The sequence below is a fragment of the Marinobacter sp. 1-3A genome, assembly GCF_016597775.1.
Taxonomy (GTDB): domain Bacteria; phylum Pseudomonadota; class Gammaproteobacteria; order Pseudomonadales; family Oleiphilaceae; genus Marinobacter; species Marinobacter xiaoshiensis.
Map to the genome: position 1 here is coordinate 251,670 of NZ_VCGZ01000003.1, position 14,030 is coordinate 265,699.

At 54.1% G+C, this 14,030-nt stretch carries 13 protein-coding genes; 2 read left to right on the forward strand and 11 right to left on the reverse strand.

Features of this window, described 5'->3' with window-relative positions:
• Window positions 1–5 precede the first annotated feature (5 nt).
• A complete protein-coding gene (locus FE848_RS06305) occupies window positions 6–1,016 on the forward strand; it encodes a YgfZ/GcvT domain-containing protein (protein ID WP_200201909.1) in 1,011 nt (336 codons plus the stop codon).
• Between the two features lie 118 nt (window positions 1,017–1,134).
• The gene (locus FE848_RS06310) at window positions 1,135–1,968 is read left to right on the forward strand and encodes an HDOD domain-containing protein (RefSeq protein WP_200201910.1); all 834 of its coding nucleotides are present in this window, start codon (window positions 1,135–1,137) and stop codon (window positions 1,966–1,968) included.
• Here FE848_RS06310 and ung read toward each other — a convergent pair.
• The 11 genes from ung to rimM all read right to left on the reverse strand — a co-directional run bounded on the left by ung (window position 1,962) and on the right by rimM (window position 14,024).
• Window positions 1,962–2,687, reverse strand: a complete 726-nt coding sequence (gene ung, locus FE848_RS06315) for a uracil-DNA glycosylase (RefSeq protein ID WP_200201911.1) — start codon at window positions 2,685–2,687, stop codon at window positions 1,962–1,964. The genes FE848_RS06310 and ung overlap by 7 nt on opposite strands.
• A gap of 2 nt (window positions 2,688–2,689) precedes the next feature.
• Window positions 2,690–4,222 (reverse strand): lysine--tRNA ligase, encoded by a 1,533-nt coding sequence (gene lysS, locus FE848_RS06320; RefSeq protein ID WP_200201912.1) that lies wholly within the window; start codon window positions 4,220–4,222, stop codon window positions 2,690–2,692.
• Window positions 4,223–4,276: 54 nt separating this feature from the next.
• A protein-coding gene (gene prfB, locus FE848_RS06325) for a peptide chain release factor 2 (RefSeq protein WP_200201913.1) occupies window positions 4,277–5,372 on the reverse strand; the annotation gives its coding sequence in 2 pieces (ribosomal slippage) (window positions 4,277–5,299 and window positions 5,301–5,372; 1,095 coding nt in all).
• A gap of 441 nt (window positions 5,373–5,813) precedes the next feature.
• Window positions 5,814–7,547 carry a single-stranded-DNA-specific exonuclease RecJ gene (recJ, locus tag FE848_RS06330; protein WP_200201914.1) on the reverse strand — a complete coding sequence of 578 codons (1,734 nt, stop codon included), beginning with the start codon at window positions 7,545–7,547 and terminating at the stop codon, window positions 5,814–5,816.
• A gap of 6 nt (window positions 7,548–7,553) precedes the next feature.
• Window positions 7,554–8,954: a threonine synthase gene (gene thrC, locus FE848_RS06335; protein WP_200201915.1), complete on the reverse strand. Its 1,401-nt coding sequence runs from the start codon at window positions 8,952–8,954 to the stop codon at window positions 7,554–7,556.
• 26 nt (window positions 8,955–8,980) lie between these two features.
• Complete coding sequence (locus FE848_RS06340; RefSeq protein ID WP_200201916.1) at window positions 8,981–10,282, reverse strand: homoserine dehydrogenase; 1,302 nt, start codon at window positions 10,280–10,282, stop codon at window positions 8,981–8,983.
• Between the two features lie 175 nt (window positions 10,283–10,457).
• A complete protein-coding gene (locus FE848_RS06345; protein ID WP_200201917.1) occupies window positions 10,458–11,189 on the reverse strand; it encodes a DsbC family protein in 732 nt (243 codons plus the stop codon).
• Between the two features lie 146 nt (window positions 11,190–11,335).
• Window positions 11,336–12,238 carry a site-specific tyrosine recombinase XerD gene (gene xerD / locus FE848_RS06350; protein ID WP_200201918.1) on the reverse strand — a complete coding sequence of 301 codons (903 nt, stop codon included), beginning with the start codon at window positions 12,236–12,238 and terminating at the stop codon, window positions 11,336–11,338.
• A 114-nt stretch (window positions 12,239–12,352) separates the two neighbouring features.
• Window positions 12,353–12,709, reverse strand: coding sequence for a 50S ribosomal protein L19 (gene rplS / locus FE848_RS06355; protein WP_200201919.1), 357 nt, complete (start codon window positions 12,707–12,709; stop codon window positions 12,353–12,355).
• Window positions 12,710–12,746: 37 nt separating this feature from the next.
• The gene (gene trmD, locus FE848_RS06360) at window positions 12,747–13,493 is read right to left on the reverse strand and encodes a tRNA (guanosine(37)-N1)-methyltransferase TrmD (RefSeq protein ID WP_200201920.1); all 747 of its coding nucleotides are present in this window, start codon (window positions 13,491–13,493) and stop codon (window positions 12,747–12,749) included.
• 3 nt (window positions 13,494–13,496) lie between these two features.
• A complete protein-coding gene (gene rimM / locus FE848_RS06365; RefSeq protein WP_200201921.1) occupies window positions 13,497–14,024 on the reverse strand; it encodes a ribosome maturation factor RimM in 528 nt (175 codons plus the stop codon).
• Between the last annotated feature and the right edge of the window lie 6 nt (window positions 14,025–14,030).

Below are 14,030 nucleotides of genomic sequence, written 5' to 3' on the forward strand. Positions count from 1 at the left end.
TTTCCATGACTGGTACAGAAACACCTGTTTCAGCCACGCCTGTTTATGCTTCTGCCGAACGCCCACTTCCAACGTCGGGCCACATCCAGCTGACCAACCGAGTCCTGGTTCGCATCTCCGGTCCAGGCACTGACAAGTTCTTGCAGGGCCAGTTAAGCCAGAACCTTGATGACGTCAAAACCGGTACTTCACCCCGCGCTGCAGGCGCCACACCCAAGGGCCGGGCATACTGCCTGACCCGTCTGGTGCGCGATGGTGATGACGTGCTCATGGACCTGCCTTCCGAGCTGGCAGAAGCAATCATGACTCACCTGAAAAAATACATGATGCTGTTTCGTGGAACCACCATGACCGCGCTCACTGACGGAAGGATCATCGGGCTACTGGGCATTGAGGCAGCATCAGGCCTTGCAAGAGATGAGCTGAACAGCCTTGAGGCTGCCGGGGATACCCTTATGCTGGATTGTGGGTTTCTGATTCGCACAGAAAACACAGCAGACGGCCTACCTCGTTTTGAACTGTGGCAAGCCAGTGCAAGTGATGTGCAACTGGGCGACATTCCTGAAAAAAACCTCTCTGACTGGCAAGCCTCGGAGATTGCAGCAGGCGTGCCCATGCTGAGCAAGGCCTCCAGCGACGCCTACGTGCCGCAAATGCTTAACTGGCAGCATCTGGGTGGCGTGCATTTCAAGAAAGGCTGTTATACCGGCCAGGAAATTATCGCCAGAATGCACTTTCTCGGACAACTTAAAAAAAGCCTGTTCCGCTTTCGTATTGCGGATGCCAACTCGCTACCTGTGCCGGGAGCCTCAATCATGGCGGGCGATCGGTCAGTAGGGGAAATCGTCAACGCGGTGGGCTTCACTGACGGCTCTTGCGAACTACTTGCCGTTATTCGGCATGACGCCGCTAACGCAGTCCTGTTAGCAGAAGGTTTGCCACAGGCAGTGCTGGAGCAGCAGCCACTGCCCTACTCGGTTACCGAGCGTGAGGGAAGTGAACCAAAGGATACATAAGTTGACAGGCAAGGCTGTCAGAATTTGCTATAAATAGGGACTATACTTCTGGCCTTCAGATTGCTCATCTCACAGGATAATGGGCGACCTGAACTGACAAGCGGATCCATACGAAATCATGTCGAACATTGCCGAAACCATCAAAGCGGATCTTATAACCGCGATCGAAGAAGACAAACTCCTACTCCCAACATTACCGGAAGCCGCACTTCAGGTAAGGGATATTGCCGAGTCTGAAGACTCCGCCATCGCAGATCTGGTAAAGGTCATCAGCAACGACACTGCCCTGTCTGCACGCATCATCCGTGTGTGTAACAGCCCTCTCTTCCGGGGCAATCGAGCTATAGAGAACCTGAACATGGCTGTTAGCCGTCTGGGCATGGCTTACACCAGCAGCCTGGCCATGGGCTTGGCGATGCAGCAAATGTTCCAGGCAACCTCAGAGATGATCGACAAGCGCTTGCGCGCAACCTGGCAAGCGAGTACCGAAGTAGCAGGCATTTGCCACGTACTGGCCCAGCACTACACCAAACTGAAACCGGATCAGGCAACGTTGGCAGGCCTGGTTCACCTGATTGGCGTGTTACCTATCTTGCGTTACGTGGAAGATGAAGACATACAAATCAGCGGCGCCATGCTCGACAGCGTTATTGAAGAACTGCACCCAAGAATCGGCACTGCCATCCTGAAAAAGTGGGACTTCCCCAAGGACCTGTTGAACGTTCCTCTGGAATTCGCCAAATTCAAGAGGGAGGTCCCTTCAGCCGACTACGCCGATCTGGTTATGATCGCTAACTTGCAGCTGATTTCAGGGACAGAGCACCCTTGGGCACAGATGGACTGGACTGCCATTTCAGCATTTGACCGCCTCGGCCTTGACCCGAACATTGATATGAACGAAGAAGAAGATCTTAATGCTCAAATGGAAGCCGCAATGGCGCTGCTTCAATAATCGGCATCCAGATCTGCTTTCGAAGGTAGCGCCCAACATACTGGCGCATGTCCTTGCTCCCGGAGCCATTCATTGGCCCGGGAGAAATGCTTGCAACCAAAGAATCCACGATACGAACTGAGTGGTGACGGGTGCGGCCCTTCAAGCACCAAATGCCGACTACGATCAATGTGCCGCCCTTTCTTTCTGGCATAGTTACCCCAGAGCAAAAACACGACCCCATCGCCTTTACGATTCACCGTTTCGATCACACGATCAGTAAACGTCTCCCAACCTTTGCCTTGATGGGCGCCTGCCTGGCCTTGCACGACTGTGAGCACGCTGTTCAGCAGCAATACGCCCTGTTCTGCCCATGGCTGCAGACAGCCGTGATCAGGCGGAGCAATGCCCAAATCACTCTCGATTTCCTTAAAAATGTTAACAAGTGAGGGCGGCGGCGGAACGTCTGGCCTTACAGAAAAGCACAGGCCGTGCGCCTGGCCGGGGCCGTGGTAGGGGTCTTGCCCAAGAATCACAACACGCACATTACCCAGAGGCGTGCTGTTAAGGGCATTAAAACAGTGTTTGCTGTCCGGGAAGAGGACCTTTCCGGCACTTTCTTCTTCGGCGAGAAATTCTGCCAGCGCCTTCATGTAGGGCTGGCAGAATTCACCTGAGAGATGTTCTTTCCAGCCCCGGTCGGGCCTGAGAGTGTTTGCCAGTGCCTCAACCGGGTGCATGATTACTCCTCGTCTTTCGAGTTCTCGGCCTTGTGCTCAGGGCGCATGGCCGGGAACAGGATTACGTCGCGAATGGACGGCGAATTGGTCAGCAGCATGGCCAGGCGGTCAATGCCAATGCCCTCGCCCGCTGTTGGCGGCAGGCCGTACTCCAGTGCCATCACGTAATCTTCATCGTAGAACATGGCCTCATCGTCGCCGGCATCTTTCTCGGCAACCTGCGCCCTGAAGCGCTCAGCCTGATCTTCCGCATCGTTAAGCTCGGAGAAACCATTGGCAATTTCACGACCACCCACAAAGAACTCGAAGCGCTCGGTCACAAACGGATTACTATCCTTGCTGCGGGCCAGCGGCGACACTTCCTTCGGGTACTCGGTAATGAACGTTGGTTGCATCAGGCGGTGCTCTGCCGTTGCTTCAAAAATTTCGATTTGAATCCTGCCCAGGCCCCAGCCGGATTTCACATGGATGCCCAGATCTTTTGCCACCTGACGAGCAGACGTCTCATCCGCCAACTGCTCGGCAGTTACATCAGGCGCATAACGCAGGATTGCATCAACTACGGTCAGACGCTCAAAGGACTTACCAAAATCGTACTCGATACGCTCTTCGGTGCCGTCGGCCAACATGCGTGTATTCACGACAGTGGTGGTACCCAAAACATTCTGCGCGATCGTGCGTAGCATGTCCTCGGTAAGATCCATCAGATCGTTGTAATCCGCATACGCCTGATAGAACTCGACCATGGTAAATTCGGGGTTATGGCGGGTAGAAAGCCCTTCGTTCCGAAAGTTTCGGTTGATCTCGAATACCCGCTCAAATCCGCCTACAACCAGGCGTTTAAGGTACAGCTCCGGCGCAATGCGCAGATACATATCCATACCCAGTGCGTTGTGATGGGTAACGAACGGGCGCGCAGTTGCCCCACCGGGAATCACCTGCAGCATGGGCGTTTCAACTTCAATGAAATCCCGATCTGCGAAAAACTGGCGCATGGAAGTGATGATTTTCGAGCGCGCCAGGAACACCCGGCGACTGTCTTCGTTAACCATCAAATCCACATAACGGTGGCGGTAGCGTGATTCAGTATCGGTCAGCCCTTTATGTTTCTCGGGCAGCGGACGCAGAGACTTGGTGAGCAATACATACTCATCCATAGCCACATAGAGATCGCCTTTACCTGATTTACACAAGGTTCCCCGCACACCGACAATATCCCCCAGGTCCCAATGCTTGGTGTCTTTCTGCACATCCTTGGTGGCGTAGATCTGGATACGACCAGTCATGTCCTGAACCACCTTGAATGCCTTGCGGTCCAGCATCATGCGGCCTGCAATCGCAACCTTGATATCCAGTGACTCAAGCTCTTCCTTGCCATGATCACCGTATTTAGCCTGCAACTCAGCAGCGGTGGCATCACGACGGAAGTCGTTAGGGAACGGATTGCCACTTTCACGCAGTTCGGCCAACTTGGCGCGACGCTCAGCAATCAGCTTGTTGTCCTCTTGGGGTGCATTCTTGGCGTGTTCAGTCATGTTGGCTCACTAGAAAATCAGGGGTGTCCGGAGTTGGCTTGGCAATGGCGCTGATTACAGCGCCATCTTCAGGCTGGCTTCAATGAACTTATCAATATCACCATCCAACACCGACTGGGTGTTGCTGGTTTCAATTTTGGTACGCAAATCCTTGATGCGGCCGTCGTCCAGCACGTAGGAACGAATCTGGCTGCCCCATCCAATATCGGATTTGGCATCTTCAGCTTTCTGTTTCTCAGCGTTACGCGCCTGCATCTCATGCTCATACAGCTTGGCTTTGAGCTGTTTCATCGCCTGATCTTTGTTCTGATGCTGGCTTCGGCCGGCCTGACAGGCAACAACAATACCGGTCGGGTTGTGGGTCAAACGTACCGCAGATTCTGTGCGGTTAACGTGCTGACCACCTGCGCCAGAGGCACGGTAAACATCTACCCGCAGATCTGCCGGGTTGATCTCAATCTCGAAACTGTCATCCACTTCGGGGGTAACAACCACCGATGAAAACGATGTATGGCGACGGTTACCAGAGTCAAAAGGCGACTTGCGAACCAGGCGGTGAACACCGGTTTCTGTTCGGGCCCAACCAAAGGCATACTCACCTTGAATATGAACCGTGGCACTCTTCACGCCCGCTACTTCACCTTCCTGAAGCTCCACAATTTCTGTCTTGAACCCCCGGCTCTCAGCCCAGCGCAGGTACATGCGCAGAAGCATATTAGCCCAGTCCTGAGCCTCAGTTCCGCCCGACCCTGCCTGAATTTCCAGATAGGCGTTGTTTGGGTCCATCTCACCGGAAAACATCCGGCGGAATTCAAGCTTCTCAAGCTCGGCTTCCAGAGCTTCAAGATCCGACACAATCTCATCGACCGTGTCGGCATCATCTTCCTCAACAGCCATTTCCAGCAGGCCTTCTGCATCAGAAAGGCCGGATGTGAGGTTATCGATGGTGCTAACAATCAAATCAAGATCAGAACGCTCCTTGCCCAACGCCTGGGCGCGCTCAGGATCATCCCACACCGTGGGCATTTCCAATTCACGTTCTACTTCGACCAGCCGCTCACTACGCTGATCGTAGTCAAAGATACCCCCTGAGCGTCTCAGTACGCTCACGAAGCTCTTTAATCTTCGTCACAATGGGATTAACTTCCATAAGACCAATACTCAATGTTGGAAAATGATGCGTAAAACAGACGCGGGATTCTACCGGAATTCCAGCGGTAAATCAGCCGTTGCCTATACTCTGGTGGCTGCGCTGATCAGGAACGGCTTGCCGGGAGGCGCTGTTAATACGTCCCTGTACGCTTGACGAAAACATCCATGTTTTCGACACTCCCGGCAAGCCGTTCCCGACCAGCGCCCGTTGTTTGGAGTAAGTCTGCTGCAAATACAGCCTCAACCCTACTAGTTAGTCTTAGTCGATTAAATTCGCCCAACCTGAGCAAGCAACCGAGATATCTTTAAAGTCTGATCGGTCAGGGGGCGGGTACGCTTTTCTGCCGGAAAAAGATGTCTGAGCGCAGCGAGTTGTTTTTCCAGAAGAAAAGCGTACCCGCCCCCTGACCAGCCACCAGAAGCCAGAAGCCAGGCAAAGCTAAGAAAGCGGCTCCAGATAATCCACCAAAAGCTGCAAATTAGTCCGCCCACGAAACGTATTCGAATCCGGCTTATAAACCACCCGAGCCCCGGTGCGCGTGTAATCAGGCACCTCCGGCCCGGTATTGAACGCAATACCGTCAATAATCCCGCTGCCGTCCACCGGCTGCAAAACCAGCTTCAAATGATTTTCGCCAACAATACGCTGGCTAACCACCCGGAATTCACCATCAAACAAAGGCTCCGGGAAATGCTGCCCCCAAGGGCCGGCGCGCTTCAGCAGGGCTGCGGTTTCAAGCGATAACTCATCAGCACTCAATGGCCCATCAGTAGTAATGGCCGCTTCAAGATCTGCTGCAGTCAAGGTATCCCGCACAGCCCGGTCAAAGGCCTCAGAAAACGCATCCAGATCGCGTCGAGCCAGAGTCATGCCCGCTGCCATAGCGTGGCCTCCGTACTTGTGCATCACTCCGGGATGGCGGGCATCCACTACCGCCAGCACATCACGGATATGCAGCCCCGGGATTGAACGGGCAGAACCCTTTATATCCACGCCATTTTCGTCCGGAGCGAAGGCAATCGTCGGTCGGTGAGTCTGCTCCCGAATCCTTGCAGCAAGAATGCCTATCACACCCTGATGCCAGTCCTGATCAAACAGCGCCAGGCCCCAGGGTAGTCCTTCCAGATCCAGTGACATGGAGGCAAGCAGGTCCTGCGCCTGAGTCTTCATATCCTTTTCAATGGTGCGCCTTTCCCGGTTGAAGGTGTCCAGCTCACGGGCAAGTCGCCGTGCTTCATCCGGGTTGTCAGCCAACAGGCAAGCTATGCCAACGCTCATATCATCCAGCCGGCCCGCAGCATTCAAACGCGGGCCAACTACAAATCCCAAATCGGTTGAACTGATGTTCCCGTGCTCACGGCCTGCTACTTCCAGCAAGGCAAGAATTCCCGGACGAGCTTCACCCTGACGGATTCGGCGCAAACCCTGCTCTACAAAGATACGGTTGTTATGATCCAACGGCACAACGTCGGCCACAGTGCCCAAGGCAACCAAATCCAACAAAGAACCCAGATTGGGTTCAGGCTGCGGCAAGCGGCCAGCATCCCGAAGTTTTTTGCGCAGAGCAGTGAGAACGTAGAACATCACGCCCACACCAGCAGCGTTTTTACTCAGAAAAGCACATCCAGGCTGGTTGGGGTTAACAATAGCGTCTGCATCCGGAAGCGTTTCACCTGCAAGGTGGTGATCCGTAACCACCACCTTGATGCCCAGTCGCCTGGCCGCACTTACCCCTTCAACAGCAGAGATTCCGTTATCGACCGTCACCAGAAGATCTGGCAGCTCGCCTTCTTCCCGTAGTCGCTCAATAATCCCCGGAGTCAGGCCGTAACCGTCGGAAAAGCGACTGGGCACCCGGAAATCTATGCTCTGTAGCCCAAGCATGGAAAGGCCAAGCATGGCGACAGCAGTGCTGGTGGCTCCGTCGGCATCAAAATCCCCGAGCACAAGTACTCGCTGGTTCTGCGCAATGGCATCTGCCAACAGTTCAACTGCTCGATCAATACCACGCAACTCAAAAGGTGAGGCCAGATGTTTAAGGGTATAGCTTAGCTGTGCATCGGAGGTTACACCCCGGGCAGAGTACAAACGGCGGAGTATGGGAGGGAGATCTTGCCCCCAGCCTGGAGTATTGTCCGGCTGGGGGCGACGCAGGATCTTTTTTGGTGTCATACCGTATCAGGCATTCTTCCAGTGTTTTGCTATGAAATCCTGCACGCCAGCGCGGTCATTATCAAGCACCGTGTAGCGCTCTTCCCGCTCAAACAGATCGGCCATATGGGCAGGCAGTTCAGGCTTAACCGTTAGACCGGATTCAGTAATGGCATCCGGGAACTTGGCCGGGTGGGCAGTACCAAGGGTAATCATTGGTATCTCAACATCCCGACGACAGGTTCTGGCTGCGCGTACGCCAATGGCGGTGTGTGGGTCCAGAAGGTATTCATTCTGTTCGTACACTTCACGAATGGTGGCGCACGTAGCCTTATCATCAACCGCGGCGCTATCGAACAGCTTGCGAGCCTGCTTCCAGCGGTAGTCTTCGATGCTGACAGGGCCTTTGGATGCGTTTTCCAGCAGCTCTTTCACTGCCAACCCATCGCGACCATGAAGATCAAACAGCAAGCGCTCAAAGTTGCTGGACACCATAATATCCATACTTGGCGACAGCGTGTGCTCAAGCTGGTGCTGTTCGTATTTATTGCCACTCATGAAGCGATGGAGAATGTCATTTCGGTTGGTAGCAATAACCAACTGCGAAATCGGCAGGCCCATTTTCTTCGCAAGATAGCCGGCGAAGATATCGCCGAAGTTTCCGGTAGGCACAGAAAACGCCATGCTGCGATCCGGACCACCAAGCGCCAGGGATGCATGGAAGTAATAGACAATCTGAGCCATGATCCGGGCCCAGTTGATAGAGTTAACCGCGGCCAACCTGGCCTTGCCACCAAGGAAAGACTGGTCGCCGAAGCTCTCTTTCACCATGCGCTGACAGTCATCAAAATTGCCCTTGATGGCAATATTGTGAACGTTGTCACCCAGGACCGTTGTCATCTGACGGCGCTGCACTTCCGACACTCGCTGGTATGGGTGCAGGATAAAGATATCCACGTGCTCGCAGTGGCGGCAACCTTCAATAGCGGCAGACCCGGTATCGCCGGAGGTCGCGCCCATAATCACGGCGTGTTCCTGACGCTTTTCCAGTACGTAGTCCAGCAAGCGGCCCAGCAATTGAAGTGCGAAATCCTTGAATGCCAAGGTTGGTCCGCGGAACAACTCCATTACCCACTCGTTGGTATCAAGCTGCACCAGCGGGGCAACCGCCTTATGGGCAAACGCCGCGTAGGTTTCATCCAACATGTGTCGGAAATCGGCCTCAGGAATGGCCTCTTCCACAAACGGATACATAATGTTGAATGCGAGCTGGGTGTAGGGAAGCCCCCGCCAACTACGGATTTCTTCCAGACTAAAGTGCGGAAGTGATTCCGGCACGTACAGCCCGCCATCAGGAGCCAATCCTGTTAGCAGGACATCTTCAAAGCCCAGTGCGGGTGCTTCTCCCCGCGTACTGATGTATCTCACGTGAGTACCTGTTGGTTAGGGTGTTCTCAGTTAAAGTTTTCAGCGCGAATACGGACAACCGGGCCATCTGTATCAGCCAGGGCTTCCAGTTCTGCAATAGCGCGGTTTACCTGTCGCTCCTGCACCGTATGGGTCAGGATAATGACCGGTATGCGACCATCCTGTACCTCAGATTCTTTCTGCATGATCGACTCGATGTTAATGCCATGCTCACTCAGAATCGACGCAATCTTGGCCAAAACACCCGGGCGATCAAGAGCCGTTATGCGCAGGTAATAAGCAGACTGGATGTCTTCCATGGACAGCACATCAAGCTTTTCCAGGGCATCCGGAGCAAACCCGAGATGGGGCACGCGAAGCGAGCTTCCGCTCGCCACAATTCGGGCAACGTCCACAATATCTGCAATCACAGCGGAAGCCGTTGCTTCGTCGCCGGCACCTGGCCCGTAATACATGGTCTGACCAACAGCATCACCATCCACAAGAACAGCGTTCAGCACGCCATCTACCTGAGCAATCAGGTGACTTTGAGGAACCAGGGTCGGATGCACGCGAAGTTCAATGCCTTCATCACGGCGACGGGCAATGCCCAGATGCTTGATGCGATAGCCTAGCTGCTCGGCGTGGGCGATATCGTAGGGCGTGATCGAAGAGATGCCTTCGGTGAAAGCTTTTTCGAACTGAAGCGGAACGCCAAAGCCAGCGGAAGCCAGAATGGTCAGTTTGTGAGCTGCATCAATGCCTTCCACATCGAACGTGGGGTCGGCTTCTGCGTAACCAAGATCCTGGGCCTCTTTGAGCACATCGGCAAACGCACGGCCAGCGCGCATTTCGGTAAGAATGTAGTTACCCGTGCCGTTGATGATGCCGGCAATCCAGTCGATACGGTTCCCCGCCAAACCTTCGCGAATAGCCTTCATTACAGGGATACCACCTGCTACACCCGCTTCGTAGGCAACAACAACACCCGCCTTTTCTGCTGCAGCAAAAATTTCGTTTCCGTGCACCGCAATCAGGGCCTTATTGGCTGTAACCACGTGCTTGCCATTAGCGATAGCCGTCAGCACAAGCTCCCGCGCAGTGTCGTACCCACCAATCAGTTCAACCACCACATCAACCGCGGGATCATTCACCACGTCAAAAATTTCGGTACTGAAGGCAACGCCACCAAGATCTATATCATCACGATTGCGCCGGCTGGCGACCCGGGTAATCCGGATGTTACAGCCTGCACGGCCCGCAATAAGTGCGGCGTTGCGAGTCAATACATTGAATGTACCGCCGCCAACGGTTCCCAATCCGCAGATTCCGACACTGACGTCTTTCAAGCTCTCACCTCTGATCCCGAAGGGGTCCTGATGTATTGTAATAGTGCAGCATAATGATTCCGCGACACTAAAAGGTCGCATAGTATACCGGTTCAGGGCCGGTTGAATAAGCCCTGAACCAAAAGCCTGTCACATAACCAGGCCCACCCGGAGGAAGCAGTGGCCTGTAAAGGATTTAAAGCAGCCCCAGCCCCTCGGCAAGGTTTCTGGCCGGCACAAAACCAGGCACGATATTACCGTCTTCCAGCACAATCGCCGGAGTGCCCGTTACGCCAACACGCTGCCCAAGCTCATACTGCTCCAACACTGGATTATCACAGGTTGCCGCAGGAACAGTATGACCAGCTTTAGCTGCATTCATTGCAGACTGCTGGTCTTCAGCGCACCAAACAGAAACGTATTTTACAAAAGATGGCGAACCGGGCTTGGAGCGCGGGTAAGCGTAATAATTCACCGTGATACCGTAGTCATTGAGTTTTGGAACCTCGTCATGGAGCTTGCGGCAATACGGGCAATCAATGTCGGTGAACACATCAATCACCGCCTTTTCATCACTGGCCTTGTAACTGATAAGGCCGTCCCTTCCAAAGTCGGTCATAGCCTTGTGCCGCGCATTTGCTTTGGTCTCTTTGGTGACGTTGGCAATGCCCATATTGGTAACTTTCAACAAATCACCGGTAAACAGGTACTGGCCATCCTGGGTGGCATACACGGTCTCACCACCCCCACTCTGAATCTCATAGAGCCCCTTCGCCTCAGATTCGCGAACCGACACTATTTCCAGCCCGGGTATGGCACTGGATAGGCGCTCACTAATTTTGTCTTCAACATCACCAGCAACGCTGAAGGCTGATCCCAGAACCCCGACCGCCATTAGCACCAACATAAACCACTGTTTTACATTCATTCTGGAAAACACACCTATTCAGCAGAGTAATTAAGGGGCTTGCGAAACTGTGTTCACAAACCATGAAATGGTTCTTTTAGCCAAAACCGTGCGACAGCAGCTTGTAAAGAAAGTTCAGAGCGCCACCTTACCTAAAAATCGCAATATCAGCCACGGGGGTGATGAGCCTTATGCAACGATTGTAAACGCTGGCGCGCGACATGGGTGTATATCTGGGTCGTGGAAAGGTCAGAGTGCCCCAACAGCATCTGAACCACACGCAAATCTGCACCATGATTAAGCAGATGTGTTGCAAAGGCATGACGGAGCGTGTGGGGCGACAAGTGCTTACGAATACCTGTTCGGGTGGCGTAGTGGCGAACCCTGTACCAGAAAGTTTGGCGCGTCATGGCCGCAGCGCGATTTCCCGGAAAAAGCGCATCACAGGCCCGCCCCTTCAGAAGCTCCGGGCGACCTTCTTTCATATACAGGACAAGCCAATCTATCGCCTCCTCACCCAGCGGAACCAGGCGCTCTTTGTCGCCCTTTCCGGTCACACGTATGACCCCCTGCCGCAGGTTTACCTGATCCACCCGCAGGCCGGTGAGCTCAGATACTCGCAGACCACAGCCATACAGTATCTCCAGCATGGCCTTATCACGCTGCTCAATGGGCAAACCCGGATCTGGCTCAGCCAAAAGCGCGTCCACTTCATCTTCTGTCAACGAGTCCGGCAGGCGACGCGGCAAACGGGGGCTGTCGATGCGCAAGGTGGGGTCTTCAGAGATCAGCCGCTCGCGAAGAAGAAAGCGGTAAAACCGACGAATACCCGAGAGGCGACGAGCAGCGGTAGACGTTTTTAGACCCCGGGTGAATCCGTTGGCCATCCACGCAAGCAAATCCGTTCGCCGCACCTCAGTTAGCAATAACCGCCCCGGCTGCTCCTCCAGCCACGCGGCCAGGCGCTGCAAATCGCTGCGGTAGGCTTCGCGGGTTTGCTCACCCAGCCCGTCTTCCAGCCAGACGGCATCAACAAACCGGGCAATTGCCGCTTCATTTTCTGGTCTCATACCCCAACCCCTAACAGCCTCGCCAGGTACAATGAGCATTCTGGCTTGCCAGAAACGAAAAAGGCAGCCCTCAGGCTGCCTTTTTCACTGCAAGGTTGCTCAGCAAAAAGCTGATCAGCCCAGCTTTTCCTTGATACGTGCTGCCTTGCCCGAAAGCTCGCGCAGGTAGTAAAGCTTGGCTTGACGTACTTCACCACGACGCTTCACAGCAACACTGTCGATCAGCTTGGAGAAAGTCTGGAAAGTACGCTCAACGCCTACGCCGTAGGAAATCTTCCGTACGGTGAATGACGAGTTCATGCCACGGTTACGCTTACCGATAACAACGCCCTCAAACGCCTGCAGACGCTCACGGTTGCCTTCAGTTACACGAACCTGAACAACCACGGTATCACCCGGCGCAAACGCGGGTACTTCCTTGGTCATCTGTTCTGTTTCAAGTTGATTGATGATGTTGTTCTTGCCGCTCATCGTAATGCTCCTGATACCCAATCTTTTAATGCCCTGATTATTCAGAGGCACACGGTTCGTTTAAAATCTCACCCAGCAACTCACGCTCTTCATCCGTAAGCACCCGCTTTTCAAGCAGGTCGGGGCGTCGTTCCCGGGTTCGCCTCAGCGACTGTTTAAGTCGCCAACGCCGGATCTGATCATGGTGACCGCCCAACAAAATATCCGGCACCGCCTGACCTTCGTATACTTCGGGCCGGGTGTAGTGCGGACAATCCAGCAAACCGTCAGCAAAAGAATCCTGCTCTGCTGACTGCGCATGACCCAGCGCTCCGGGGATGAGGCGTGTAACCGCATCAATAACAGTCATCGCTGCCAGTTCACCACCAGAGAGTACAAAATCTCCCAGTGATATTTCCCGGTCGACTTCTGTCGCTAGCAGGCGCTCATCAACACCTTCATAACGCCCCGCTACCAGAATCAACCGCTCTTCTGCAGCAAGTGACTCAACAACCGCCTGGTTCAGTGTTTCACCCTGAGGTGAAAGATAAACCACACAGGCCTTGCCTGGCGCCGCTTTCCGCGCTGCGTGAATGGCATCCCTGAGCGGCTGAATTTTCATCAGCATCCCGGGGCCACCCCCGTAGGGACGGTCATCAACGGTGCGGTGACGATCCTGGGTAAAGTCGCGAGGATTCCAGCTCTCGAAGGTCAACAGACCATCGCGCACTGCCCTGCTCGTTACCCCGTATTCCGTTACCGCCTGGAACATCTCCGGAAACAGACTGACTGCGCCAATCCACACCCGTCAGAACTCCGGATCCCAGTCTGCGATCAGTTTGTGCTCTGCCAGATTCACTTCCCGAACAACTTGCTCAGGAAGGTATGGAATCAGGCGCTCACGTTGATCGATGGAGCCCGCAGTTGCATGCACCACCAGAACATCATTAGAGCCGGTTTCTATGAGGTGATCCACTCGCCCAAGGCATTCGCCCTCAACCGTGAACACATCAAGCCCCTGCAACTGACGCCAATAAAATTCCCCTTCAGGAAGTTCAGGCAGCTCAGAAGTGGGCACCCTGACCTCGGCACCACAGTATGTCCGGGCCTGATCACGATCATTAATACCTTTAAGCCTTACAACGATCGCCTTGCCTTGCCGGCGACCCTCTTCAAGCTTTGCCGGAATACGCTTACCGTCCAGATCGAGAACCCAGTTGGTATAGCCAAGTATTCCGTCAATGGGGTCGGTGAAGGAATAAACCTTTAACCACCCCTTAACCCCAAACACCGAGGTAATCCGACCGATCACAGTTTCCTGCGAATTCTGCGTCATACAACA